Source organism: Bacillus cereus group sp. RP43 (assembly GCF_040459645.1).
GTDB lineage: Bacteria > Bacillota > Bacilli > Bacillales > Bacillaceae_G > Bacillus_A > Bacillus_A mycoides_C.
The window spans coordinates 3,933,041-3,958,499 of sequence record NZ_JARVHQ010000001.1 but is presented as its reverse complement, the minus strand read 5'-3'; the positions used below and the strand labels follow the sequence as shown (position 1 = coordinate 3,958,499).

Sequence of the window (25,459 nt, the reverse complement as noted above, 5' to 3'; positions counted from 1 at the left end):
TTATTCAAAAAAGGAGCCGTTTGGCTCCTTTTTTAAATCTGTTATAAAAATAATTGAAAATTATAACATCTGTTATATAATAGTTAGAAATTGTATTTTTAATGAAAAGAGATGATAACATGGCCATATTGTTGGCACTTATCCCAATTATGATGATTTTCATTTGTTTGTTTTTATTTAAACAAACGTCATTAAGGTCCTCTTTAATTGCTTACGTTGTGTCTGTTGGAATCGTTTTACTCTCGCCAACGTTTCAATTAGGGATAAGTGAAACTGTGCACGCAACGATTAAAGGTTGGTTAATTTGTTTTATTGTTGGGTACGTTTTGTTTTTCGGTATTTTTTTATTTCACCTCATGAACAAAATGGGGTACATCGATCAAGTAGCACGTTTTCTAGAAGAAGTTACGCATGATCGTTTATTACAAATGCTTCTTATGTGTTTTGGCATTTGCCCACTTATTGAATCAGTGAGTGGATTCGGAATTGGTTTCATGGTTGCAGCACCTATTTTTCTTTCATTAGGCTATAAACCGTTTCAAGCTGTACTGCTCTCATTTATCGGTTTACTAGCTAGTTCATGGGGGGCAATGGCAACTGGTACGATTATCGGTTCACAGCTTATAAATATGCCACTCACAACACTTGGCACAAATACAGCGCTATTAAGTATTCCAATGTTTGCTTATTTCGTCATTCTTTCTTTACACGTTGTTGGCGGCTGGCAGGCCGTGATTGAAAAGTGGAAGGAAGGAGTAGGATTCTTTCTATTATTTTCTCTCGGAATCTATCTTTCTAACGCATACGTAAGTGTTGAACTAGCAGGTATATTAAGTTCTATCGTTACAATTACATTTGGATTTCTTATCATTAAATTAAAAGGGAAAAGTGAGCGGAATCTTATAACAGAACATGCGGCGGCAATGGAGAGGGAAGTATCTATTATAAAAATTATTAGCCCTTATATATTCTTAACTGTTTGTATTTTACTTTCTCGCCTCGTTCCAGCATTACACGATCTGCTCAGGTCATATGCAGTTCTCGATTTGAAATCATATTCTTACAAACTAGAGCTACTATATTCGCCAGGATTTTGGCTCGCTATGACTTGTTTATTTACAATTATTTTCTTCCGCATTCCATCAAATATTATTAAACAGTCAATCTCGCAAACGATAAAACAATGGATTCCATTTGCGATTACAACGACAATGTTTATCGCAATTTCAGAGCTAATGGGGGCATCTGGCATGCATTCATTACTTGCAAAAACGGCTGGTGAAACATTCGGTACGTTTTTCGTTTTCGTTGCTCCGTTCATCGGCGGTATCGGCGGCTTTTTAACCGGTAGTAACGCAGGATCAAATGCGATGTTTATTAAACTCCAAATGCAAACAGCGCAAAACGTAGCGCTCCCGTGGCAATACGTCACAACACTTCAAAATACCGCATCATCAGTAGCGACAATCGCTTGTCCATCACGTATTACACTTGGTGCTTATTTATGTAATATTCCGTATCGTGAAAACGAACTATTAAAGAAAACGACGTTAATGATTTCTGGTGCGGTGTTGCTTGTAGTGGTAGAGGTGATTTTTTGGTATATGTTGAAAAAATAAAAAATCCTCCTGGCAAAGGAGGATTTTCTTTTTATATGGATAATGCCTTAAGTATGAAAAGCTTCTACTAAATGAATAGGAGATGAAAGAGATGCCCTTAAAAAACTACGGTGTGTTAAAAGGTACAGTTGTACAATCTAAGATTGGAAAAGGGAAAACACCTCATTATCAAGTTCATTTACAAGGCGAAGCAGGAGTTAATTATCGTATTGCAATTAACGTGAAATCGCAAAGCTATCCGTCGGAAGTTTTATATTTTGCGAGTAACAATATTCGATCAGAGGCGATTCATATTTTACCGACATTACCGTTCGGTTTTACGGAAGTGAAAAACAATGAGCCGAAAGTGGCTTTAGATTATGTAAGAGGTAATTTATTTGATTCGAAGCAAATGATTCCTTTACCTGCTGAAAAAGCAGGAGTTGATAATGATTTAAATGAAAAGATAGAGCGCTATATAAAGCGAGCAATAGAGGAAAAAGCGATTATTTACGCGTTTGGTGAAAGGTGGGGACCAGAAGAAAAGGTTCCGGATTCGTATTTCCACTTTACACCTGGAAACGGTATACACGATATTCATATGAATCAAGGGAATGTAGAGAAATGGCAAGGTGATGACGGTATATGGCAAGATGGTGGAATACTCATTCACTTTGAAAAGGAAGAAGAATGGATCGGTATCTTTCTTGCATTCCAATCACAGTCATGGTGTACCGATGAAGAAGGGCATGCTCGTGTTCCGGTGGAGCATTGTAATTATAAGAGGGAGAAGTGATAAGAAGAGCTAGTTCTAAATGAACTAGCTCTTCTTATCGTGAGCGAGGTATATGGCATGGAATGGTGAGATTATGTTTGCAATATTAAAAGCAGTGATAGAGTAATTGATTTTCATTCGTATTAGAAAGTAGGTACCAATTAGCAGTACAAGGAGGTCTACGCTTGAAGATAACAGAAGAAAATGTTGTGCAACAAATTCAACAACGTAATGAAAAGAGCATTACGTTCATTATCCAAACATATGGAGGTTTACTCAGCGCTATTATTAAACGATATGTATATAGTAATCAGCAAGATTATGAAGAATGTCTAGATGATGTATTATTAGCTATTTGGTTTCATATCGATTCATTTGATCCAAGTAAAAATACGTTTAAACAATGGATAGCAGCCATTGCTAAATATCGAGCAATTGATTATCAGCGGAAAAATGCGAGAAATCAGCAACAAACTGTCTGTACGGAGATTAATGACCATCTGTATCAAGAACAAAGAAAATCAAATGATTTCTTAGATGTACAGGAATTGCTTAGTGAGCTGTCAGCGACGGAGCGGAACATTTTTGAAAAGTATTATTTAGAAGGTGTACCGTCTCGTGAAATTGCTTCCAATCTTAACGTGAAAGAATCATGGATCCATAACAAACTGTCACGCGGACGAAAAAAGCTCAAACAGATTTTTATTTTTAAAAATGGAGCGTGAGGGCATGTCTATTTATAAAGAGTTAAATGATATTCAGTTGGACATCACAGAGTTTGAGGAGACTCCCTTAACCAAACTAGAGGAAAAGCAGTGGGAAAAACGTGTGAAAAATAAGCTGCACAAAAATAAAAAAACAAAAAAATGGTTCGGAGTCGCAGCAGCTTGCATGCTAATTTTCAGTATTGCAGTGCCACTCGGACAAATATCTTTAGCAAATATGCCATTTATTGCGGGATTGATTGAAAAATATATTGATAAACAGCAACCACTTGACTATTCTCCCTATAAAACCGCTATTGGGAAAACTGCTGAAAATAAATACGGTAAACTGACTTTAAATGAGGTACTAGTGGATGACAATAAATTATTCATCAGTTCAACATTTGAGCCAGCGAAGGGTGTGAAATTTGATTATCAAACATATTTAATTCCACAGGTACGAATAAATGGGCGTGACTTTTCTAATACAAAGGATGCACAATCAATTGAAGTAAATGATTCTATGTTTACAATCTACGGTGGTATCGAGTTAAGTGAAATGCCACAAACTGACGCACTTCAAATCGAAATTACGTATGATACATTCAACAGGGATACTGTAATTGAGCAACCATGGATATTTGATATTGAAGTATTGCAATCTCAGTTGATGAAAGAGAAGAAGACGTTTGAATTAAATGAAACAATTGCTTTATACGATGGCAATAAAGTAACTGTTAAAAAAGTAGTTTCAACGCCAATTTCCACAACGATTTATTATGATGTGACACAAAGTGAAAATGAAGATATTTATTTTAAAATCGAATCAGAATCTGGAGAAGCATATACATTTAAAGAGGCATTTGTATCGAATAAAGATGGCGGCATTTCTATTAGTAGATTTGATGGAATTAATGTAGCGGTGGGAAAATATTCACTTGTACCGTATTCAGGTAAAGAAAAAAAAGTGATTGGACCATCTATTCCGATTCAATAACTTATTAAATCTGATAAATAATTTTCTAAAGATAAAAGAGGACGTTCAAAACGAACGTCTTCCTCTTATTTTATAAAACACAAAACTCATAAGTGTAGAAATACAAGAGAAAAGTAGTGCCACACTAGAAAACGCGATGAGATACATATTATATTTCATAACTTTGCCGATTAGTTGGTTACTATCGTACTGAAACAGTCCCGCTATTATATTGAATAAAAATAATACGATAAACATGACGATGATGCCGTCTATTGATCCTTTAATGTCTGGCTTACTTAAAGCGATATGTGCAGAAATACAAATGGCGATAAATAAAAATAACCAAAATGAAGGAGTCAATAAATTGCCCATTGTAAATAGACTTTTTAATAAAAAGAATGTTGATAAAAACATGTTTTGGATCATGTCTAAGTTAATAGAAGTCGATGCAATCGTTGTTTCGAGAGTCGTATTAAATAAAGAATATGACTCTGGTACGAAATAGCGCATTAAAAGTATTAAGGCCGTAATACCAGAAATAATAGGACCGATGCCGATAAAGAAATTACCGATTCGTTGATATATACTTTTTTGATTGTATTGATGTTGTACGTAACCTAAAGCCCCCTGGCTTGTATCTGTCGGGAAGAACTGCGTTGCTACAATTTTATGACGAAATAATACACACATAATTGCATGTCCAAGTTCATGAATAGGAACACCAATCCATGCAGTTAAAAGAAAGCCTTTCCTACCAAAAGCTCTCGACCAATACGTTCGTGTGAGAGATTCTAAATAACCTAATATAAATCCAATTACAATGATGACACCAATTAAAGAAAATAATTGGATCACACTTGTAAGGAGTGTTTGAAAAATCGAGTTTACAAATTCCACTATCTTCATCCAATCTTTTTAAAGTTTCACTTTATTTGCTCTGTTTCATAATAACATTATTTTTCTATATTACTAGCATACATAGTTTCGTTTAAAAGAAGGATTTCATATTCTTTTTCTTGTAGTCATGTTTTATGTACAAAGTCATATATTGAATTTGTAACACCCTATCAGGTATATGCTTAAGGAGGGATGAGAGAATGAAATGTCCGGCATGTAATACAGAGAATGCAGCGGAAGCAAAGTTTTGCGGGAATTGTGGACATTCGTTAACGGAAGAAGTGGTAGCGAGTGGTGGGCAGGAAGAAGGGCAGCAACAAGCGCGCGCGGCACAAGTAAAGGAAACTCGTCCGAATGAAACGGTAGAACAAGCCAAGAGATTTGCAAGTGGCTATTTTCAGTTCTTTAAAAATGCTTTTAAATCACCATCGGCCATTATGAAGAGTGGAAATGTTGAAGTGCGAAATGGAATTGTAAGTCTTGTTCTTATTTGCTTTTTAGGAGCATGTATTTTTTATAGAATGATGAGCACAGCGGCGACTGTTACGAGGACATTAGTGCCAGATATAACTACTCCTACTTTCTTTGGGGAGTCTGTAATGGTCTTTTTCTTTTTATTAATTTTAACTTTATTTGTCGGATTTATTATTTTTGTAAGTGGTAAGATGATGAAATCATCTTTTTCTTTTCTTGAAGCATTCGGTATATGGGGGACGATAGCGACTCCGGCTATTTCTATATTAGTCCTTTCTTTTCTTTTTAGTTTCTTATTAATCTTTTTCTTACCAATATTACTATGGATAGCTACAACATATATAGGGATTAGTATAATTGTAGCTATATTAAAACTAGATAGCGGTGGATTAGATCCTGTTTACACACTTCTTATCGCAAATGTTTTAATTGGAATTGCAACGTTTATTGTGTTTTGGTCTTACATTAACACGATAATTCAAACCTTTACACAGGGATTAACTGGCTTCTAACGAAAAGGTGGTTGAACGGATGAATGTATGCACAAAGTGTGGGATTCATTTTGAAGACGGTGTGCAATTTTGTCAAAATTGCGGGACGAAGAGGGGGAACCCTGTAGTAAAGAAGAAAATGAGTGGCGGTACAAAAGTCGGCATTACACTTTTAGCACTACTTGTTATAGCGATTGTTGGATTGTATTTGTATGGATCGTCGTATTATAAGCAGGCGGCACAAGTAGACCGGATGATTACTGTTTTACAAGAGAGGGACGGGGAGAAATTAGCCGAGATCATCACGGCAGATGATCCAGCCGTTATTGTAACGAGAGAGAGTTTAACGCCTCTATTTTCATATATAAAAGAAAATCCATCTTACGTGAATGAATTGAAAGAATATTTGAGGCAAGGTGAAAAACAAGGGGACGGAATTGAAAGAGCAGATTTTTCTTTAACGAAAGACGGGAAGTATTTCTTTATATTTGATCGGTATATATTGAAAGCGAAGACGTATTATACGACTTTGCTTTCAAATGAAAAAGGCACATTTTTAAAAATGAACGGGAAAGAAATTGATAAGACAAATGATAAAAAGTTTGAGAAGCAATATGGACCGTTTCTTCCAGGAACTCAAGTATTTCAAGCGGAATATAAAAATGACTATGTAAAACTATCACGTGAGGAAAAGGTTGTACTTATGAAACAAAGTCAAAATAATGTAACGATAGATTTAACACTGCAAGGGCAATATATTACAGTTCAAACGAATGCGCCTGGTGCAACATTATATGTGAATCAAAAGCCAGTTACAGCATTGACCGGAGAAGAAATTACGTGGGGACCGATAGCGACTGATGGAAGTGTGGCGATTTATTTAGAACGAAATGGAGAAAACGGAAGGGAAACGACAAAGGTAGAAACGGTAACGGCACTTTCGGCTTATAATCTTCCATTTCAAAAGAAAAGTGTAGAAAAAACAGTTGTTTACAATGTTACTCCGCCGCCTATGACTTATTATGTATATAATGGTTTCATCTTCCCTGATAGTGATATTCGAAAATTAACGAGTGCGGACTTAACATATTTATCGAAAGAACAGTTGAAAATTGCTAGAAATGAAATATACGCAAGGCATGGACATATGTTTCAAACAAAAGATATGCAAGCGTATTTTTCAAAACAGTCTTGGTACAGAGAAAATCCGTATTTTACAGGAGTGTTAACTAATATTGAATCTTATAATGTTGAACTGATCAAATCAAGAGAATAGAGTGCATGAAAAAGGTACAGTGTATATTACTGTACCTTTTCTATGGTTTTTTAGCTGGACCAGGATCCCTTGAGAAAAAGATGTGAAAGAGGAATGTGACTTTACTTGCTCCTCCTGAGGTACTTGCTTGCACATCAGATAATGCACTAGATGTTAAAACACCTTCAGAACGAGGCGGTACGACTATTTTGAGGGCATCATCTGATTCTGATGATGCAGTAACTGTTATTGTATCATCAGATAAGTTCAAAATTTTAACAGTACCGATTGGTAAGATGGACTTGCCAGCGTGTGATGCTGAAGCGAAGCGAGAGCCTTTCCAAATAGTTTGTGCGAAAGTCTCATCATTAGATAGCCAAGCGCGAGCACTATAAAGTGTTGCGTTAATGGAAAATTCTTGGTCAAGCGACATGGCGGCTTTCGGTTCTTGCGGTTCCTCTGGAAGCTGGGCGAGAAGGCCTGCGCACATGTGTATTTCACCTACTTTCAATTATAACTGTTATAGCATATTAAACATGTTGGCTATAAGGCACGACGGTTACCTATTCACGCATAGTTTTGTGCGCCAAATTTGTAGATGAAATATTCTTTCTTTACAATGGAAGTAGGTGTTATTTCTATAAAATATGGAAATCGTAAAGAGTATGTAAAAAAGAAGGAGTGGTAAAGTGAACTATGTCATTATTGGCGGAGATGCAGCAGGTATGAGTGCAGCAATGCAAATTGTTAGAAACGATGAAACTGCAAATGTTGTAACGTTAGAAAAAGGTGAAATCTATTCATACGCTCAGTGCGGATTACCGTATGTGATTAGTGGTGTTATCGCCTCTACTGAAAAGTTAATTGCACGCGATGTAAAGACGTTTCGTGATAAATATGGAATTGATGCGAAAGTGCGTCATGAAGTAACGAAAGTAGATACTGAAAAGAAAATTGTATATGCAGTACATACGAAGACGAAAGATGTATTTGAATTTTCATATGACCGTTTATTAATTGCGACTGGTGTACGCCCTGTTATGCCGGATTGGGAAGGTAAAGATTTACAAGGTGTTCATCTTTTAAAAACAATTCCGGATGCTGAGCGTATAGTAGACACACTACAAACAAATAGCGTTGAGCACGTAACGATTATTGGCGGTGGTGCGATTGGTCTAGAGATGGCAGAAACATTCGTCGAACTTGGTAAGAAAGTAAGAATGGTTGAGCGAAACGATCACATTGGCACAATTTATGATGCCGATATGGCGGAATATATACATAAAGAAGCAGACAAACATAATATTGAAATTTTAACAAATGAGAATGTAAAAGCGTTTAAAGGAAAAGCAAGAGTAGAACAACTGGAGACGGATAAAGGTACGTATAAAACAGATCTTATTTTAGTATCTGTTGGAGTGAAGCCAAATACCGATTTTCTTGAAGGAACAAATATACGTACAAATCATAAAAGGGCAATTGAGGTAAATGCATATATGCAAACGAATGTGCAAGACGTATATGCTGCTGGTGATTGTGCAACACATTACCATGTTATAAAGGAAATTCATGATCATATCCCGCTCGGAACGACTGCGAATAAACAAGGGCGACTTGCCGGACTTAATATGGTTGGTAAACGAAGAGCATTCAAAGGTACGTTAGGTACAGGCATTATTAAATTTATGAACCTGACGCTCGCAAGAACAGGCTTAAATGAAAAAGAAGCGAAAGGGCTAAACATCTCGTATAAGACGGTCAAAGTAGATTCAACAAATATGGCGGGCTATTACCCGAGTGCTTCACCACTTCACTTGAAATTACTATATCACGCCGATACGAAACAATTATTAGGTGGACAAGTAATTGGAGAAGAGGGCGTAGATAAACGTATTGATGTTATTGCGATGGCACTTTTCAATAAAATGAGCATTCACGATTTAGAAGATGTTGATTTAAGTTACGCACCACCATATAACAGCGTTTGGGATCCAATTCAACAAGCGGCAAGGAGAGCGGAATAGCACTTTTTTAAGTGCTATTTTTTCGTTAAAGGGGAGTAATCTTTTTAATCGAATAATAAAGATGGGGGAAAGGGTTACATATAAGGAAGGGGATCTTAAAAAATGGTTGTGGCACTTCAAAAAGTTCAAGAATCAGAAAAAATGATTTTACGTAATTTATATTCACTATATCTTCATGACCTCTCTAAGTTCACTACTACTATAACTATTGGAGCGGATGGTTTTTTTGAATACGAAGATTTGCATATGTTTTGGGAAAATGATGGAATCACTCCGTATTTTATAAAAGTTGATAATAGTATTGTAGGATTTTTATTACTATTGGAACGTCCATTTTTGAAGAAAGAAAACGACTTTGGCATTAATGATATTTTCATATTAAATCAATACAAGGGAAAAGGAATCGGTAAACAAGTTATTGAAAACTTACTAAAAGAGAAACGGGGCAAATATTTCGTTATTGAACTTATAAAAAATGTACCAGCTGTTTCCTTTTGGAAGAAAGTATATATAGAGCTAAACATTGAATTTGATGAACGAAAACAGCTAATTGATGGTGAAGAATGCCTCGTTCAGACGTTTAAAATATAATGAAATAGGTGCCCCTGATATATTACTTTGAAATTTAACTTTATTTTGAATATGCCGTTCGCTCTTGAAAACATAGTACGTATCGCTTATATTGTCATATAGTATTTATTTTTTAATAAAGCAATGAACGAACCAGGGGGCACAGTATGGCAATTAACATGAATACAATCGAAGAATGGATTGCTGAATCAAATGCAAGAAACGAAGAAGACTTAGGAAACGTTGTTGAAGAGATGAAAGAAGTATGTGTCGGACTTGATAACGCGACATTAATTTATACGAAAAACGTATTTTGTTTCGGTAAGAAAGTAGAAGTATTCTTCTTCTTCCAAGATCACGTCGTTATCGGAGAAGAGAAGGAAGAGTATATTGAGATTGAGAAATTAAAGTATGATGATATTACAAATAGTAACTTAAAAACAAATGACAAAAATACAACGTTAGAATTAAAGTTTGCTAACGGACAATCTATCAGTTTAGATAGTCTGAATGATAACTACGGTACGAAAAATTGGTTATTTGCAAGACAAATTAAGAGTATTTTTAAATTAATCTAGTAAAAAAGCAGACCCTGAAGGGTCTGCTTTTTTACTTATTTCCTATTACGCAAAGGCACCCTCTTTCTTCGTACCATTTCACGCTTGTAAATCCCGTCTTATAAAAGAGGTTTACTAATTCTTCGGTCGTCTTAAATTTATCCATATGATATTGAATTTTGAAAGTTTCAGCCACTAATAAAAAGGATCCATTCGGTTTTAAGACGCGAAATACTTCTTTCATATCATTCCCAACATCAGGCCAAAAGTAGTGGGTTTGAAAAGCGGTAATGAGATCAAAGAAGTCCGGATGATATGGAATAGAGGAGACGCTTGCTTGATGAATAATTACTTTCGCTGCTTTGACATCCTTCATATTTGCTTTCTTTGAGTTTTCAACAGCCTGTTCTGAATAGTCAATGCCGTATATTTTTCCATGGGGAGTTAGTCTTGAAAGGCTATGTATTGTTTTCCCACCTCCGCAACCGATATCTAAAATAACTGCATCTTCACGTATATGTATTTTTTGTAATCCCCAATTTGTTAGCTTCGTATGCGCAGCATTCATAATGCAAAGCATAGAGGAACCAATTGTCCCGCGAGGATTTTTCGCTTGTTTGATTAAACGTTGTAAAATGCCCAATTTAAACGCTCCTTTTATGTAAGAATATATACTCATTTCGCTTTTTATAATTTAACACCTCTAAAAAAAGCACGCCGTCTACCGGCGTGCTTCTAATTATGCAAGGACCCTTTTAGCCAATTCCGCGCTCGATACGCCCCAACCGGAATTTGAATGAGTGAAGTTTCATTTCCGGCATCAATCCCGTACAATTGATCGCATGAATTTGTATCAAAACTAAGTAAAGGATGCCCCCCCATTCCCATAGCGGTCGCAGCTAAAACAAGTTTATGAACGAGTATACCAGTTTCCATTTGGTGAATGCGGTATCCTCTATAGCCTAATTTATTTTTATAGTAATCTTTATTTCCGATTACATGTAGACAAAGTGGTACTTGAAAAAGGTTTACGTTATCCATCGTCATACTGGACTGCAGAGAATAACGAAGGTCTCCGTGCCGAAGTGGCTGTATGGAATGTGTCCTACTGTTATAAGCGTAAGCTCCGTTTTCTATGTCTTTTACGTTATAAAAACATCCATATAGTGAGACTCGTACGTTTTCATTTACATACTTGCCATCAAGATCGTTGTAATAAGGGAATGCGAGGCTCGCTTCTTGTAGTAAAGTAGCAAGTGAAAGAGTATCCAATTTTGTTAAAGTAAAGTCAGCATCAGGTGAATATCGTTTTTTACAAAGATGTAAGAAATCATATGATAAACGTTCTACTTTAGGTAGCTGTACAGCGTGTGGACTGTATTGTTGTCGGTCTTCTTGTGTTAACGTTTGAAAGTATTCGGTGGATTCGATCATAGATGCCGCGTTTATTTTTTTTATCATCGGATATTCATCTACATGTGTTGAACGAATGAAATGCTCATGTGCTAATGGTGGGAGTTGCTGCAGTAAGTTATGAGAAGTAACTGTTTTATTTTCACGATGATCGTCGTGAAACCAATCTGCACTTGGTTCTGTACTTAAAGGAATAACAGCATACACACTTTCTTCACCTTCTGACAGTCCAAGTAAATGATTCATTGCCCGGTCTAGAAACTGAAAATATACACCATTTGTATAACCGAATTGTTTTGCGCATTCAAGCAATTGACCGATTAGAACACCACTATCTAACCCTTGCAGACGATACGAAAAGTTATTGTATTTAAAGAAGTTTTTCCAAAACATAGTGGATACGAATGCAGCGCCAAAACAAGAATGTATGTTGCAACGATTGCCGAGTGCTTCTGTAAGATAAGAATCAAAATTTCCTTCACGAAGTAAGATAAGACGTTGGTGCGCGGCGTCGTAATGGTAAATGCCGTCTGGATAATGATCAATTTTTAAATACATATATAATTCATTTGGATATAAAGCACCCCCAGATGGGATGAATCTTCGAAATAGAGTTGTTGTTTTATTATTTTCTAGGTTAGTAGTAGGCTGACAGAATTGTGTTAAACCAAATGAGTACCAAAGATAATGACCGATTTCCTCTAAGTTAGGTTTAGTAGAAGGATTCCGCAAAGTTAATGGTATTTCTAAAGAGAGAGGGATGAATGGCAAATTTCGATATAATTTATAAGGAAGTGGTGCGTCTTCCCAATCAATCTCTTTATCGGACGACATAATTTCACTAATAGAAAAATGGAGATGATGTAAAAAAGTATCTAGTTGCATCAAATTTCCCCCTCGCTATGAATTATGGAAACGGATGCGGATGTGGATTTAAACTTTCATTCGTTAAAGGCTCAGCCCTATATCCAAGTGTCATCGGTACGGTATACACTCTATCTAGTCCTGTAACCCGAGTGAGATGGTGACCGAACGTCATCGGTAACATGCCTGGAATTATTACTTTTACACAATGTAAGCTGTTCTTTTCTATAAGGGGGACTGTTTGATCTACAACAATTACTTCAAGTCCAGATTGATGTAACCTGTTTAAAAGCTGGTGAAGATCAGATGTTAAATCCATATCAAATGATTGTAATACCTTCATTTCTTGGAATGTTTGCACCGGAGCATCTTCACGTAAAAGGAAGTGAAGACGTTCTTCCGCTTCTTTCAATCCGTACAACATACTATGATCTTCCATTTTATTAACGAGGTAAGGGTCGTGTAAGCAGTTTTCGTAATACTCTCTTTTTTGATCGAGCTCTTCGTCTGTTATAAGTAACATGCCCGCTATTTCGTGAATTGCACTCTTTAGAGCTCGGATTGGGTCTAAATGAGAGCCTCCTGCACAAACAACGTTCATTCCATTTTCACGCGTATTTTTTGCAATGACCCATAGGCTCGGGATGCCGTGTTCCATCGTCGCGTTAAAAGCATGTAATTCATATCCGGTAATCGTGTGTAACCGCTGGATCATTAGTTGTAATTCCGTATCATTTGCTGAACTAAGATCAAGGCGGGGAAGAGGTAATTCGGCATACCAAGTGATCAAAAAGGCGTCACGCTCTACAATTTCTAAAATGCCGTGAAAAATTGCTTCTTCTAAACTACCACCAATTGCACATCCATTTGATGTTTCATACACGAATGCATCTCGTTGACCAAGGCTATAATAAGCAATTGATTCTGGAACTAAAAGTGGCTGGCTTTGTGATAAAGAGTATCCCCATACCCAGTTTTGCTCATAATCAGGATCAAACGGCTTAAATGGAAAAGTATCACGATTGTAGTGTTCAGTTGTATGTACGCCGAGTGTGAGGGGATTCAGTGCAATATGCTCTAGTTCATGAAAACTACCATGCACATTTGACTTTTTCCCACGAGGCGACATACCGCAATATCGTTCTAATCCTTCTAAAATAGCGGTTGCTTCACTAAGTGCGAATGAATGAGTTCGGCCCGCGACACCTTCATTTCCGAACATTAATGGCATGTTTATAATAACATCAGAAAACGGTAATAAAGAATGTTGCATTTTGCCGTTTAAAATACCAGTCCGGTAATCTAAATAGTCTCTCGTTAAAAATGTGTTTAGCTGATGAATGGAACGACAGCGATACGTTTCAGTACTCGTTTTCAAACTTGGTTGTAAAGAAATTTGCGCTGCATCTGCTGTATCGTCAGACAAATTGCTGCATACCGGACAGAGAGGGTCTGGAAGAAACGAATGCCGGGTACATTGTAACGTTTGTAAGTCCAGTAAAATGAGTTCATTGTCTATAGAAGAATGTTTGTTAGCTAATATCTTCTCTGTTTCAGCATGAATGAGCTGGCACATTTGTAACATTCCATTTTGGGTGGCGCGTACATCACGCCTCGTCACGTTCTCTGCTTTTAATGCATATTTCCGTTGTAGTTCCCACATTTCTTTTTGATCAAAGCCAGCTATAAACCGGCGTCCATCAGCGCAGTGGGAACATCCAGCTGTAAGAGGCTTCACGTAAGGACCGATAATACCTTCACCAAACGAAGTAAACGCACGAAGCCACGGGATATGATTTGAGCGAAAGATAAGCTCAGCATCATGATGTACGGAAGAAGGAGATCCGTCATGTAAGACGAGAGCAAGATGAATGTTTTCAGGGAGAATTTCTGTAATTGTATGCTGGCGGATGAGTGAATATTGCTTACCCAATTGCTCATGTACATAGTCTGTGAGTAGGCCATCTCCTATAAGTAGTATGTTTTGAGTCATTGGTCATCCTCCTTTGCAATTAATACCCCATATACACCGTCTAAGTTGTCTCTTAAAAATGACTCAATAGCTAAATCAAAAACAAATGGATACAAGTTGTTTTCCGTTAAATTTTGCAAAGCAACTTGTAAAGACTGTACGCCTGGAATTTCTTCCTCTTCTTGTATTGCTACTCTAACAGAATCCGTACTATATAAAACAATGGATGATTCCGGTAACATATTAGCTTTATAAGGAACCTCTTCATTTTGAATATGAAGGAGTGCTTGTTGCAGGGCATTTCTTAACGCGAGTGTTATATTAATATTTGCCGCACCATACCATCTATCATTTATACCGATCCAAACGACAGGAAAACCAAGTAACTCCTCACTCATTCCTACTTTAGGTATTTCATGAATTGTAGAGAGAGCATCGTAATAAAACCTACAATGTTTATCATGAATTTCGGTTAAATCAAGCTCTGTAATCTCTTCTAGCATATGTGATTGGCGTTCACATAACTTATTATTTAAATGTTTTTGTAGTGCTCGGTATACACCTTCTGTCATCGTTTCCCCAGCACCAATACCGATATCAGTATGTTCGGGGATAAGACGATGAATCATTTCAGCTACATATGTTTCAACTCCTGTTAAACCAGCTTCGCGGCGTGCTTCATTATGAGTTAATCCACCGCAAGTTATAGTAGGAAGGGGAGAGGTAGGTCCATCTGATAATGGATTTGCAACTTGAATATAGCACTGTGATAACGGCAACTGGTGTAAATTTTGTTCATCCCACATGTGGAATATGCCAGCTTCTTTAGAAGTTAACGTATCAAAAAAACGAAAAAGTTCAGTTGAAGTATATTGTCCGGAACGATGGGTAAGGTTTTCTTGAAGATTTTGCACTGTGTCAATTGTAAAGATTTCATCGGTTGCGAGAAGATGTTTCATGAAAGGGTGCCACTTTCCTTCAAGTGTTTCCAAGTTTAATAAAAAGAATTGAGGATTATGCTGCCTGTGTGAACCTTCAGCGACATGTTTAAATAACTCAAAAACGATAACATTTGCTAACATTGCAGATGCAATTGGTGAGAAAGGTTCAGGTGGATTTTCACTTTGTAAAGTAGTTTCGTGTAGACGATGCCAAGCTGATTCCCAACATTCTTCACGGTCTGCGGTTACGACGGGTCCAGCTAAACCAATTCTTGATAAGCAAATAGCTGGTATGAAATTTTTCCTAAACTCTCTACAAATAGTATGGATTGCTCTTAAACTTTCAATATCTCCATTTTGGGAAACGTATAAAATCCAGTCGAAAGGCTCGAATACTTCATGCAAAGGGCGATCAATTGTACTATCTATTTCTTGAATAAGTACATTGTCATCATTTGCATATGCACGTTCGCTTAATTCATGAATTCGATCGTAGTTTGTTTCAGCACGATCTGTAACAAGATAATGAAATGTAGGTAAACCAGATTCTAATAAAGAAGAAACTAGGGAAGTAAGCATATCGCCAGAACCAATTATAAGCACATTTGCTGCGCGGTACGTTTCGAATTTTAAAGCGCCTGAATGGGAATCAGCTTCTAAAAATTCAATTTGCGAAGCATATCTGTCGAGTAATGCACTGTTTAATTCGTGGGGAGCATCTTGGCTTACATCACGAACGAAACCATTTTCATATAAAATCTCTCCAATTTCAAACACACGATTTTGATAGGGGAGAGGGAGACCATCGGTTATTTCTGTCAAAGAATGATTACCGTTAAACATAGGCATTAATTTCTCAATCCAGTCATAAATTCCATCACCATCCATACGGAATGAACTGGAGTTATTTCGAAAGTAAACACCCCCGTTTGAATCGGGGAGGAAGAAAGTATCCTTATTTGCTTTAAGTTTTGCATGAACTGGAAGGTTATTCATGTTTATCCCCCTTACGCTTTAGGCATACATTATTAGTCTATGTAGTGTGATTTGTCCCGTATGAATATAATAAAAAAAGCTGTAGAATGATTCATTCTACAGCCTTTAATAGATTAATAATCTATCAACCTTCTAATAATAATGATTTTGGATCTTCAAGCATATCTTTAACAGCAACAAGGAAGCTAACTGCTTCTTTACCATCAACAATACGGTGATCGTAAGATAGTGCAAGGTACATCATTGGGCGGTTTTCCATACGCTCTGCATCAATTGCAACTGGACGTACTTGGATTTTATGCATCCCTAGAATACCTACTTGTGGGCTATTTAGGATTGGTGTAGACATTAGAGAACCGAATACACCACCGTTTGTAATCGTAAACGTACCACCTTGTAGCTCTTTTAATGAAAGTTTATTATCACGTGCTTTCAGACCTAAATTACGAATCTCGCTTTCAATTTCAGCGAAGTTCAATTGGTTAGCATCGCGTACAACTGGAACAACTAATCCATCTGGAGCTGCTACTGCAATACCGATATCATAGAATTTTTTAATGATAAGCTCATCGCCTTGAATTTCAGCATTTAATAATGGGAATTGTTTTAATGCTGCAACAACTGCTTTTGTGAAGAATGACATAAAGCCAAGACGTACATCATGTTTTTTCTCGAAAGCATCTTTGCGTTCTTTACGTAATTCCATGATTGCACTCATATCAACTTCGTTAAATGTAGTTAACATTGCAGATGTTTGTTGAACTTCTACAAGACGTTTTGCAATTGTTTGACGGCGGCGGGACATTTTCACACGCTCAACTGGTTTTTCAAATTCAGTTTTTGCAACTGGAGCCGGACTTTGTTTTGGAGCAGCTGGTGCTTCTTTTGGCGCTGCAGCATGAGCTTGTACGTCATGTGGTCTCACACGTCCAAGTGGATCTGTGCTACGTACGTCGTTTAAGTCGATTCCTAATTCACGAGCCATTTTGCGAGCAGCTGGTGATGCGATAGGACGATTTGTATTTGGTAAACCTTGCAACGCTTTATTTTGTTCAGCACTTGGAGCTGCTGCTTTCGGTGCTTCAGTAGTTTCTTGTTTTGGTTGCTCAGCCAATGGAGCAGGTGTACTTACTGCAACTGCTGCGCCGTTTGCATCTAAAATTGCGATAGTAGCGCCAACTTCAACTGTATCTCCAGGTTCGCCTAGTAACTTCGATACAATACCTGAATCCTCTGCAATGATTTCTACATTGACTTTGTCAGTCTCAAGCTCAACAACGCTGCCACCTTTCTCAACTTTGTCGCCTACGTTGATAAGCCATTGTGAAATAGTTCCTTCTGAAATAGATTCTGCAAGCTCAGGTACTTTAATTTCGATCATTTTAAATGTCCTCCCCTTATTTGCCTAACGGTGTGTTTTGTCTTCTTTAATCTTCGGTAATCTCCATTTGTTAGCCCGGCTGTGGCAGACTATCTGCCACAGCTGAGCCTGAAAAACTCATTGTTACTTTCAGTTGCTGAAAACTTCAATTTCTTGTTTATCTTGGCGGAAGTTGTACTTCACATCTAAAGCGTGTGCAACGATTAATTCTTGCTCAGCTTTGTGAGCGAATGGATCGCCACCAGATGGGCTAGAACGATCCGGGCGTCCAATGTAACCTGTTTTCACTTTATCCCCAGCTAGTTCGAACAGAATTGGAGCCATGTAATGCCATGCGCCCATATTACGAGGTTCTTCTTGAACCCAAATGATTTCTTCTAAGTTTTTAAAGCGTTTAATAATAGATTGAACTTTTTCAGCAGGGAATGGGTACAACTGCTCGATACGAACCATATGAACTTCATCTAGGCTGTACTCATGCTTACCACTTTCGATTTCTGCTGCTAAGTCAATTGCCATTTTACCTGTACTTAAAACAAGACGTTTTACTTTGTTTGGTTTCGCACCAAGGTTTCCTTGTTCTAAAGCAGGTTGGAAACGTCCTTCACTTAACTCACTACCTGTAGAAAGTGTAAGTGGGTGACGTAATAAGCTTTTCGGCGTCATAATTACTAATGGTCGAACAGCCTCTGTTCCTAAGATAGATGCTTGACGGCGCAAGATATGGAAGTATTGTGCCGCGCTTGTTAAGTTTGCAACTGTCCAGTTGTTCTCCGCAGCTAATTGTAAGAAACGCTCTGGACGTGCACTAGAATGCTCCGGTCCTTGACCTTCATAACCGTGTGGTAATAGAAGAACTAGACCTGATTTTTGACCCCATTTCGCTCTTCCTGCTGAAACATATTGATCAAATAATGCTTGCGCAGTATTTGAGAAGTCACCGTATTGAGCTTCCCACATCACAAGAGTTTCTGGAGCAAATACGTTATAACCATATTCGTAACCAACAACAGCAGCTTCTGATAACGGACTGTTATGAACAGAGAATGATGCGTTAATGTTCGGTAAACGGTGTAATGGTGAATATGTTTCGTTTGTATCAGTATCGTGTAATACGATATGACGATGCGCGAATGTACCACGCTGTGAATCTTGACCAGTTAAACGAATTGGCGTACCTTCTTGCAAAATAGAAGCGAATGCTAACGATTCAGCAAGTGCCCATTCAATTTTACCGTTCTCTTCAAGAGCATCTTTACGGCGCTCAAGAATTTTCTTCACTTTTGGATATACGTTAAAGCCTTCAGGCCAAGATAATAGTCCTTCATTAATTGCACGAAGTGAGTCAATTGAAACACCAGTGTCAATCGGTTGAATTCCTTTTGCAACAACCTCTGGAACTTTAACGTGAATTGTTGCAGCACTCGTATCAGCTGGTGGCACTTGTGCATATTCAGCCTTTAATTCCTCTTGTATAAACTGAGTAATTGTTTCAACCTCATCTGCATTCAGAACGCCAGCAGATTGTAATTGATCTGCATAAATTGCTCTTACAGTTGGGTGATTTTTAATTTTTTTGTACACTTGTGGTTGCGTAACTGCTGGATCATCCATTTCGTTATGACCATATCGGCGGTAACCGATTAAATCGATTAAGAAGTCCTTTTTGAACAGCGTACGATATTGGATCGCAAGGTTTGCAGCAGCAAGACAAGCTTCCGGATCATCAGCGTTTACGTGAACAATCGGAATATCGAAACCTTTTGCAAGGTCACTTGAATATTTAGTAGAACGAGAATCATAGCTATCGGTCGTAAAGCCGACTGCATTATTTGCGATAACATGAATAGTTCCGCCAGTTTGGTATGCATTCAATCTACTTAAGTTCAATGTTTCAGACACAACACCTTGACCAGGGAATGCAGCATCACCATGAACTAAAATTACGAATGATTTTGTAGTATCTTGTTCTGGAAGACCAGATTTTTTACGATTCTCTTGAGCTGCACGTGCGAAACCTTCAACAACAGGGTTAACGAACTCAAGATGACTCGGGTTATTTGCTAATGTAACACGAGTGCTAACTTCTTCATTACCAACGACTTGTTCTCTACCTAAATGGTATTTCACGTCGCCAGTCCAGCCAGCATTTGCCTTTACACCTTCTATTTTTGCATGTTTGAACTCAGCAAACATGTGACTATATGGCTTTTCTAGTACGTGAGCGAGTACGCTTAGACGACCACGGTGAGCCATACCAATCATGACATCTTCAACGCCGCCTTTAGCACCTTCTGAAACAATTTCATCTAGTACAGGTACAAGCATATCAACGCCCTCTATTGAGAAACGTTTTTGACCAACGAATGTTTTATGCAAGAATTGCTCGAAACCTTCAACAGCAGTTAAACGTTTTAAAAGAGCAGTTCGTTTTTTATTTGATAATGGTTGACGCAATGAATTTGATTCCACCATTTGATGCAACCACGCGCGTTCTTCACTATCTTGTATATGTGAGAATTCATAAGCTAAAGATTTTGTATAAACGTCTTTTAATCTATGAATTACATCAAGTGCAGTGTGAATACCCTCTGGTGCATCTTGCCATACTGTTTTAGCTGGAATCGCTTTCAAATCAGCATCGCTCAGTTCGTTCATTGTTTTCTCGATAAGAGATTGCCCATTTGCAGCATCTTCCATCGGATTGATGTGAGCCAACGTATGCCCGAAAGAACGAATCTGTTCAACAAGTTGAACGACTTTAAGAATCTTTTCAATGTTCCCTGTGTTTTGAGGAGAAAAATGTGTTGCTGTGTTGTCCCCTGTTACGACATCATCTTGAAACGAAGGAGCTCCAAAAATTTCAAAAAGCTCTTGTAATTCCGGATCAACAGAACCTGCTCCAGTTACGTAAAGATCATACTGTTCAATAACATAACCAAGGTTCGGACCATGGAACTTGGCCCAAGGGTTTGTCGTTGTATTCTTCCTCGTCATTTGTTTAAACCTCCCAATGCATATAATCCTTTTCCTATACAAAAGGTGCATTTTGCTCTTTTTCAATAATTGATGAATTAATAATTAATGTAAATGGTTTTCTTTACTCTTATGTTATTACAATAATTTACATAATACCAAACACTATTACTTATCTGTTTTGTAAAAAAACATTCACAATAACTTATCACCCAAGTTAATCTTTCATGTTATAAAGTAATTTTACAGAAAAATGGGGTGGATATATTTGGTATACCTACATTAATAACTATAATTGTTGCATTTAAATATAAGTATAACTATTAGAATGTTTCGATAAAGTTTAGTTCGAATTATGTATATTGAAATAATAAGCGCTTTCATTGATATTATACAACAATATAACGGAATATAGTATAAAAAATAAAAAATTATGAATTTACCATAAACTTTATATCGATAGTGTTAAATATTGAAAGGAAAATGAAGGATTTCTACAAAAAAAGTGGTTATACATAAAAAATGCTTCATAAACCGTTAGTTTCTATAAATATGGCGAAAAACAACGTAAAAACAATAGCGTATTTCACCCAATAAGGAGAAGAATGAAATATTTTAAAAGGATAAAACAAATATGGAGATATTAAATTTTCATAAAAACGGAGAGGAGATATAGTAACGGCTATATACATTGTTCCATGTTTCATTACAAAATAGACGTGCTGAATTTGAAAAAGTTTCTTCTATATAAATAGAATGCAAAATAATATGAATGGATGTAAAGGAACCTTGACGTGAAGTTTCCTTTACATATATACTCGATATAAGGAAGGAGGGAGAAATTTCCTTGGAAAATAAAATGGTCGAATACCGAAAAAAATTTGGACTATCTCAAGAAAAATTGGCTGAGAAACTTGGGGTTTCCAGACAAACCATTATCTCAATTGAAAAAGGGAAATATGATCCATCACTTCCATTAGCATTTGAAATAGCGAAAACATTTCAGACAACGATAGAACATGTATTCATTTATGAAGGAAAAGAAGAGGAGGAGAAAGGATGAATTATTCACAAAAGTACTTTTTCATTATGGGAATTATCTTTTTAATTATGAGTGGATTTATGATACTAGCAGGTATAATGACCCATTCAGCACCGCCAATTCCAACTTATACCGTGCTTGCAATGATGATTATGTGTTTCTGCCTAAGCTACTTGCACCCGCAATTTAAAGAAAAAGATGAGCGAATGAAACTCATTCGTTACAAAGGAATGTTTGTGACATTTTTTGCATTAACAGCGTATTACCTTCTTTTCTCTATCGGTTTAAATTTAAAAGTAATTACACTATCTGCTACTGAATTATTGAATATACTTATGGCACTTACGATGAGTACAGTTTTTATATCGTTTGTTGTTTTATCGAAAAGATATTAAGATGGAAGAGAGAAAGGAAGATTAATATATGCAAATGATGTATGCTTTTGGCATGGGGCTTGTATTATTTTTAGCGGTATTCTTATTTATTCGTAAAGACGTTCAGGGCGGAACGTTAACGAAACGAGGATTTTATAAAATGATCGGCTGTTTAGTTGTTATGTTTATAGCGATTATCGTAATGGTCGTTTTAATTAATAAAACATTATAGAATTTAAAAACGGAACCTTACTGTTGTAAGGTTTTTCTTTTTGAAAATAAAACTAAAAATTACCATAAAATCCATTTGCTATCTATAGCTTATATTATACAATCCAATGAAATGATAGATAAGAAGAATAGTATCTGAATAAAAAAGCTATTTTCTTTATAGTAATAGGTCTACTACTTATAGCTAGTATTACTTATATAATATGTAACAAACGAGAACAAGTGCCACCTATGTTAGTATGGGAGAATCAGGAATATTACGTTACGGATGAACCTATTAAAATAGAAGCAGTTGGGCAAAAGCTTGGCGAAGTGACAAAGAAAATTGAAACAAGCAAACAACCTACTAAAGATAGTGAATCCAACATATTACAAGAAAAAACTGAAGTATTCACAATGATTGAAGAAGAAAAAAATGTTCATTCGCCTTTAATCATAACGGAACCTTATAGTGATGAATATAGAATAGCAATGCTGATGTTAAAGCAAGTACTATAATAATGAAGAAACAAATTTAAAATAGAGAGTAGTGAGCGTTATGAGATGGAAAGCAGGAACTTTTGAAAAAATAGAAACGAATGACTCATCTATTGAGCAACTTATACATACATTCAAAGAACAAAACCTACATGGCGGAGCGATTATAAGCTGTTTTAAAGTACATAACGAAAATTTTTTCAAAGAAATACCGCATGGAGAAGATGGACACGAGCACTTTTTCAGAAGAATCTTCAACTCTTTAGATATAATTAATAACTTAGAAGGGTTAAAAATACATACATCAGAAAAATATAAATTTTATTTTAAAGAACATCAGGCAGTCATGCTTGATGGTAGCATCGCCGCTCACATTTTGTGGGGTGGAGCATATGAGGAATTTCGAGAGCGACCAGTTATCGCAAAGCAATTAGCGATTAATGTATGTCAATACATGTTCCAAGATCGATATGAAGATATTAGAGTGTTTGAAAGTGATTGTCCGTGGACAGATTGGTTCTATGATATTGCATGGGATGCTACTTGGATGGTGTTAGATAGTAAGGAGCATAAAATGTGGTTACTTTGTGCTACGGATACGGATTGATAGAAGAGCCTTGTAGAAATGCTACAAGGCTCTTTGTCTTTTGGGAAAGAATAGAAAACAAATCATATAAATGCTATACTAAAAAATGTTTGTAATGTCAGTTTCATACTATTGTATAGTGATGACTTACTAGAAAAGATAAGAGGAGAATGAACGTGAAAAAGATAAAGAAATTATTGCTGTTAATGATGGTAGTAGGATTAACAGTTGGTGTTTTAGCGGGATGCGCAAATCCGAAAGATACTACTGAAGAATTTTTAACAGCGATACAAAAAGGTGATTTAGAAAAAGCTCGCACATTTGTTGAAAGTGACAAAGAGTTTAGTAAACTAAATGAAAAAACAGATGATGCAGACGGAAAAGCAATGCTGAGCGCAATTACGAAAAGCTTTAAATTTGAAAAGCTAGAAGAAGTATCAAAAAAGGATGACAAAGCAGAAGTTAAAGTAAAAGTTACATCTGTTGATCTATCCGTTGCCGTAACAAAAGCAATGGGAGAAGTTATGCCAATGGCTTTTGCTAGTGCCTTTAGTGAAGACAAAGAGCAATCTGAAAAGGCAATAGAAAAAACGATGACATCAGCGATCATCAAACACTTATCAGATAAAGACGCAATAATGGCAACTCGCGAAGTTACATTGAACTTAAAGAAAGACAAAGATGGAGACTACAAAATCGTTGCTGATGACAACCTACAAGAATTGTTATTTGCTAATGCGAAGTCTTTGGAGAAGATGTTTGGCGGGAAGTGATTAACTGGAAAGATTTTTAGTTTTTATAAGAAGTGACTTGGATAAAAAGAGATACCATATCACCTAATAGGTTGATGTGGTATCTCTTTTTTATGACCCCGGAGAGGTTCGAACTCACGACCTCCACCCTGTCAAGGTGGCGCTCTCCCTGCTGAGCTACGGGATCTTCAATAAATGCTTATGTAACAGCATCTTTAATCATTATGCTAAAGCAATTATATATAATTAACTGAAATTTTACAATATTTTTATAGCAATCTTTTAAAGGTAAAGTATTTGGAATCACGCTAGTAGTGTATTAAGGCATATATAAGAAGATCATTGAATTGAAAGTGGATTTTGAATAAACCGGTTATATTATAATTTCCGATACCAATCCAAAGGACTTTTATCACTTAAATCAACAAGAAAAGGGAATAAGAAGTGTAAAGGTAAGCTTATAAATTCTGGCATAGCGCTCAATGTTTTCTTTGATAGATATTGCCGTCCGAAGCAATACGGACAATCTTTTTCAAATGTCATGAGTATTGACCATATATCTTTTACTTTCCACTTCGTTTTACAATACGTACAACGCGCCATGGAGTTCCTCCTCATTTTAAGGTGTTTTCTAATATATTCCACTTAATTGTACTAAAGTCAAGTGTGTTTGGTGTGATAGAATGTAAGTTGGTTTGTTTTTTTATATGGATGTATTCGGTAATTTATGACCAAATGAATGTTATATAATAAGAGATTTTCGTTTCCAGTATTCGAATTGGCCAATATATCCTTTTTACAATTTTCAAGAAATCATGTATAAAAGAAGTACAAGATATTTATAAATATTCAGGAGTAGAGGGAGAATAATTGTAATGGTAAGAAAAACGTTCAAGATACGTGTATCTAAAAATAGAACGATTTCAATTGATGGTTCGATTCTTGATGTGGATGTGACGCATGATGAGTTTTTGCAAGAGTTTGTTGAGTGGGTCGATTCTAAAGGTTGGTCGTTTATGGGTATGACGGATGAGATTACAGCCGAGGAAGCTGGGCAAAAGTTAATAGATTCGTTGATTGATGAGAAGGATAAGAAAGAGTAATTCCTTCTTATTTTTTGTTGTATATTT

General features: G+C 36.5%; 25 protein-coding genes and 1 tRNA gene. 16 read left to right on the top strand and 10 right to left on the bottom strand.

Translation table 11 applies throughout. The features are described from left to right. The first annotated feature begins 119 nt into the window (after positions 1–119). From QCI75_RS20645 to QCI75_RS20630, 4 genes are all read left to right on the top strand, one after another. Positions 120–1,619: an L-lactate permease gene (locus QCI75_RS20645; RefSeq protein ID WP_144507170.1), complete on the top strand. Its 1,500-nt coding sequence runs from the start codon at positions 120–122 to the stop codon at positions 1,617–1,619. A 91-nt stretch (positions 1,620–1,710) separates the two neighbouring features. Further along, complete coding sequence (locus QCI75_RS20640; protein WP_144507169.1) at positions 1,711–2,394, top strand: DUF2278 family protein; 684 nt, start codon at positions 1,711–1,713, stop codon at positions 2,392–2,394. Positions 2,395–2,558: 164 nt separating this feature from the next. Beyond that, the gene (locus tag QCI75_RS20635) at positions 2,559–3,098 is read left to right on the top strand and encodes a sigma-70 family RNA polymerase sigma factor (RefSeq protein ID WP_144507168.1); all 540 of its coding nucleotides are present in this window, start codon (positions 2,559–2,561) and stop codon (positions 3,096–3,098) included. 4 nt (positions 3,099–3,102) lie between these two features. Further along, the gene (locus QCI75_RS20630; protein ID WP_353761092.1) at positions 3,103–4,074 is read left to right on the top strand and encodes a DUF4179 domain-containing protein; all 972 of its coding nucleotides are present in this window, start codon (positions 3,103–3,105) and stop codon (positions 4,072–4,074) included. Between the two features lie 45 nt (positions 4,075–4,119). Here QCI75_RS20630 and QCI75_RS20625 read toward each other — a convergent pair whose 3' ends face one another. Beyond that, positions 4,120–4,953: a hypothetical protein gene (locus tag QCI75_RS20625; RefSeq protein WP_144507166.1), complete on the bottom strand. Its 834-nt coding sequence runs from the start codon at positions 4,951–4,953 to the stop codon at positions 4,120–4,122. A 200-nt stretch (positions 4,954–5,153) separates the two neighbouring features. On the opposite strand from QCI75_RS20625, the gene QCI75_RS20620 reads away from it, so the two are divergent. Together QCI75_RS20620 and QCI75_RS20615 are read left to right on the top strand one after the other, a co-directional pair. After that, positions 5,154–5,939, top strand: coding sequence for a zinc ribbon domain-containing protein (locus tag QCI75_RS20620; RefSeq protein WP_144507165.1), 786 nt, complete (start codon positions 5,154–5,156; stop codon positions 5,937–5,939). A gap of 19 nt (positions 5,940–5,958) precedes the next feature. Continuing rightward, positions 5,959–7,194 carry a TcaA 3rd/4th domain-containing protein gene (locus QCI75_RS20615; RefSeq protein ID WP_353761091.1) on the top strand — a complete coding sequence of 412 codons (1,236 nt, stop codon included), beginning with the start codon at positions 5,959–5,961 and terminating at the stop codon, positions 7,192–7,194. Positions 7,195–7,234: 40 nt separating this feature from the next. On the opposite strand, the gene QCI75_RS20610 is transcribed toward QCI75_RS20615, so the two are convergent. Further along, positions 7,235–7,663: a hypothetical protein gene (locus tag QCI75_RS20610; RefSeq protein ID WP_144507163.1), complete on the bottom strand. Its 429-nt coding sequence runs from the start codon at positions 7,661–7,663 to the stop codon at positions 7,235–7,237. A 199-nt stretch (positions 7,664–7,862) separates the two neighbouring features. Here QCI75_RS20610 and QCI75_RS20605 point away from each other — a divergent pair, with 199 nt between their 5' ends. From QCI75_RS20605 to QCI75_RS20595, 3 genes are all read left to right on the top strand, one after another. After that, positions 7,863–9,197 (top strand): FAD-dependent oxidoreductase, encoded by a 1,335-nt coding sequence (locus QCI75_RS20605; RefSeq protein ID WP_353761090.1) that lies wholly within the window; start codon positions 7,863–7,865, stop codon positions 9,195–9,197. A gap of 102 nt (positions 9,198–9,299) precedes the next feature. Further along, a complete protein-coding gene (locus QCI75_RS20600; protein ID WP_144507161.1) occupies positions 9,300–9,788 on the top strand; it encodes a GNAT family N-acetyltransferase in 489 nt (162 codons plus the stop codon). A gap of 146 nt (positions 9,789–9,934) precedes the next feature. After that, positions 9,935–10,345 carry a DUF3908 family protein gene (locus QCI75_RS20595; protein ID WP_353761088.1) on the top strand — a complete coding sequence of 137 codons (411 nt, stop codon included), beginning with the start codon at positions 9,935–9,937 and terminating at the stop codon, positions 10,343–10,345. A gap of 31 nt (positions 10,346–10,376) precedes the next feature. Here the strand turns inward: QCI75_RS20595 and QCI75_RS20590 are convergent, their stop codons facing one another. From QCI75_RS20590 to odhA, 6 genes are all read right to left on the bottom strand, one after another. Next, positions 10,377–10,967 (bottom strand): class I SAM-dependent methyltransferase, encoded by a 591-nt coding sequence (locus tag QCI75_RS20590; protein ID WP_144509091.1) that lies wholly within the window; start codon positions 10,965–10,967, stop codon positions 10,377–10,379. A 92-nt stretch (positions 10,968–11,059) separates the two neighbouring features. Then, complete coding sequence (locus QCI75_RS20585; protein WP_353761087.1) at positions 11,060–12,622, bottom strand: SagB family peptide dehydrogenase; 1,563 nt, start codon at positions 12,620–12,622, stop codon at positions 11,060–11,062. A gap of 22 nt (positions 12,623–12,644) precedes the next feature. Then, a complete protein-coding gene (locus QCI75_RS20580) occupies positions 12,645–14,594 on the bottom strand; it encodes a TOMM precursor leader peptide-binding protein (RefSeq protein WP_353761086.1) in 1,950 nt (649 codons plus the stop codon). Next, on the bottom strand, positions 14,591–16,510 hold the full coding sequence (locus QCI75_RS20575; RefSeq protein ID WP_144508432.1) for a putative thiazole-containing bacteriocin maturation protein: 1,920 nt from the start codon (positions 16,508–16,510) through the stop codon (positions 14,591–14,593). The genes QCI75_RS20580 and QCI75_RS20575 overlap by 4 nt, the downstream gene beginning before the upstream one ends. Positions 16,511–16,634: 124 nt before the next feature. Continuing rightward, positions 16,635–17,891: a 2-oxoglutarate dehydrogenase complex dihydrolipoyllysine-residue succinyltransferase gene (gene odhB, locus QCI75_RS20570; RefSeq protein ID WP_144508431.1), complete on the bottom strand. Its 1,257-nt coding sequence runs from the start codon at positions 17,889–17,891 to the stop codon at positions 16,635–16,637. Positions 17,892–18,020: 129 nt separating this feature from the next. Next, entirely contained in the window at positions 18,021–20,888 is a 2,868-nt protein-coding gene (odhA, locus tag QCI75_RS20565; protein ID WP_144508430.1) for a 2-oxoglutarate dehydrogenase E1 component, read from the bottom strand. Positions 20,889–21,714: 826 nt separating this feature from the next. Here odhA and QCI75_RS20560 point away from each other — a divergent pair. From QCI75_RS20560 to QCI75_RS20535, 6 genes are all read left to right on the top strand, one after another. Beyond that, a complete protein-coding gene (locus tag QCI75_RS20560; RefSeq protein ID WP_002011455.1) occupies positions 21,715–21,930 on the top strand; it encodes a helix-turn-helix transcriptional regulator in 216 nt (71 codons plus the stop codon). After that, on the top strand, positions 21,927–22,304 hold the full coding sequence (locus QCI75_RS20555) for a permease (RefSeq protein ID WP_144508429.1): 378 nt from the start codon (positions 21,927–21,929) through the stop codon (positions 22,302–22,304). The genes QCI75_RS20560 and QCI75_RS20555 overlap by 4 nt, the downstream gene beginning before the upstream one ends. A gap of 28 nt (positions 22,305–22,332) precedes the next feature. After that, a complete protein-coding gene (locus tag QCI75_RS20550; RefSeq protein WP_144508428.1) occupies positions 22,333–22,515 on the top strand; it encodes a DUF3976 domain-containing protein in 183 nt (60 codons plus the stop codon). 134 nt (positions 22,516–22,649) lie between these two features. Continuing rightward, positions 22,650–23,012: a hypothetical protein gene (locus tag QCI75_RS20545; RefSeq protein WP_353761560.1), complete on the top strand. Its 363-nt coding sequence runs from the start codon at positions 22,650–22,652 to the stop codon at positions 23,010–23,012. A 40-nt stretch (positions 23,013–23,052) separates the two neighbouring features. Next, the gene (locus tag QCI75_RS20540) at positions 23,053–23,598 is read left to right on the top strand and encodes a hypothetical protein (RefSeq protein WP_353761085.1); all 546 of its coding nucleotides are present in this window, start codon (positions 23,053–23,055) and stop codon (positions 23,596–23,598) included. A gap of 155 nt (positions 23,599–23,753) precedes the next feature. Further along, positions 23,754–24,350: a hypothetical protein gene (locus tag QCI75_RS20535; protein WP_144507617.1), complete on the top strand. Its 597-nt coding sequence runs from the start codon at positions 23,754–23,756 to the stop codon at positions 24,348–24,350. 93 nt (positions 24,351–24,443) lie between these two features. Here QCI75_RS20535 and QCI75_RS20530 read toward each other — a convergent pair. Further along, positions 24,444–24,516 (bottom strand) — tRNA-Val (locus tag QCI75_RS20530). Positions 24,517–24,707: 191 nt separating this feature from the next. Continuing rightward, complete coding sequence (locus tag QCI75_RS20525) at positions 24,708–24,932, bottom strand: hypothetical protein (RefSeq protein ID WP_353761084.1); 225 nt, start codon at positions 24,930–24,932, stop codon at positions 24,708–24,710. 272 nt (positions 24,933–25,204) lie between these two features. On the opposite strand from QCI75_RS20525, the gene QCI75_RS20520 reads away from it, so the two are divergent. Continuing rightward, positions 25,205–25,432 carry a hypothetical protein gene (locus tag QCI75_RS20520; protein ID WP_353761083.1) on the top strand — a complete coding sequence of 76 codons (228 nt, stop codon included), beginning with the start codon at positions 25,205–25,207 and terminating at the stop codon, positions 25,430–25,432. Positions 25,433–25,459 lie beyond the last annotated feature (27 nt).

What these genes read in the sequence shown, in the direction of transcription:
- QCI75_RS20645 (WP_144507170.1), top strand. Translation starts at nt 120, where the DNA reads ATGGCCATATTGTTGGCACTTATCCCAATTATGATGATTTTCATTTGT.
- QCI75_RS20640 (WP_144507169.1), top strand. Translation starts at nt 1,711, where the DNA reads ATGCCCTTAAAAAACTACGGTGTGTTAAAAGGTACAGTTGTACAATCT.
- QCI75_RS20630 (WP_353761092.1), top strand. Translation starts at nt 3,103, where the DNA reads ATGTCTATTTATAAAGAGTTAAATGATATTCAGTTGGACATCACAGAG.
- QCI75_RS20620 (WP_144507165.1), top strand. Translation starts at nt 5,154, where the DNA reads ATGAAATGTCCGGCATGTAATACAGAGAATGCAGCGGAAGCAAAGTTT.
- QCI75_RS20615 (WP_353761091.1), top strand. Translation starts at nt 5,959, where the DNA reads ATGAATGTATGCACAAAGTGTGGGATTCATTTTGAAGACGGTGTGCAA.
- QCI75_RS20610 (WP_144507163.1), bottom strand. Translation starts at nt 7,663, where the DNA reads ATGTGCGCAGGCCTTCTCGCCCAGCTTCCAGAGGAACCGCAAGAACCG.
- QCI75_RS20600 (WP_144507161.1), top strand. Translation starts at nt 9,300, where the DNA reads ATGGTTGTGGCACTTCAAAAAGTTCAAGAATCAGAAAAAATGATTTTA.
- QCI75_RS20595 (WP_353761088.1), top strand. Translation starts at nt 9,935, where the DNA reads ATGGCAATTAACATGAATACAATCGAAGAATGGATTGCTGAATCAAAT.
- QCI75_RS20585 (WP_353761087.1), bottom strand. Translation starts at nt 12,622, where the DNA reads ATGCAACTAGATACTTTTTTACATCATCTCCATTTTTCTATTAGTGAA.
- QCI75_RS20580 (WP_353761086.1), bottom strand. Translation starts at nt 14,594, where the DNA reads ATGACTCAAAACATACTACTTATAGGAGATGGCCTACTCACAGACTAT.
- QCI75_RS20575 (WP_144508432.1), bottom strand. Translation starts at nt 16,510, where the DNA reads ATGAATAACCTTCCAGTTCATGCAAAACTTAAAGCAAATAAGGATACT.
- odhB (WP_144508431.1), bottom strand. Translation starts at nt 17,891, where the DNA reads ATGATCGAAATTAAAGTACCTGAGCTTGCAGAATCTATTTCAGAAGGA.
- odhA (WP_144508430.1), bottom strand. Translation starts at nt 20,888, where the DNA reads ATGACGAGGAAGAATACAACGACAAACCCTTGGGCCAAGTTCCATGGT.
- QCI75_RS20555 (WP_144508429.1), top strand. Translation starts at nt 21,927, where the DNA reads ATGAATTATTCACAAAAGTACTTTTTCATTATGGGAATTATCTTTTTA.
- QCI75_RS20550 (WP_144508428.1), top strand. Translation starts at nt 22,333, where the DNA reads ATGCAAATGATGTATGCTTTTGGCATGGGGCTTGTATTATTTTTAGCG.
- QCI75_RS20540 (WP_353761085.1), top strand. Translation starts at nt 23,053, where the DNA reads ATGAGATGGAAAGCAGGAACTTTTGAAAAAATAGAAACGAATGACTCA.
- QCI75_RS20525 (WP_353761084.1), bottom strand. Translation starts at nt 24,932, where the DNA reads ATGGCGCGTTGTACGTATTGTAAAACGAAGTGGAAAGTAAAAGATATA.
- QCI75_RS20520 (WP_353761083.1), top strand. Translation starts at nt 25,205, where the DNA reads ATGGTAAGAAAAACGTTCAAGATACGTGTATCTAAAAATAGAACGATT.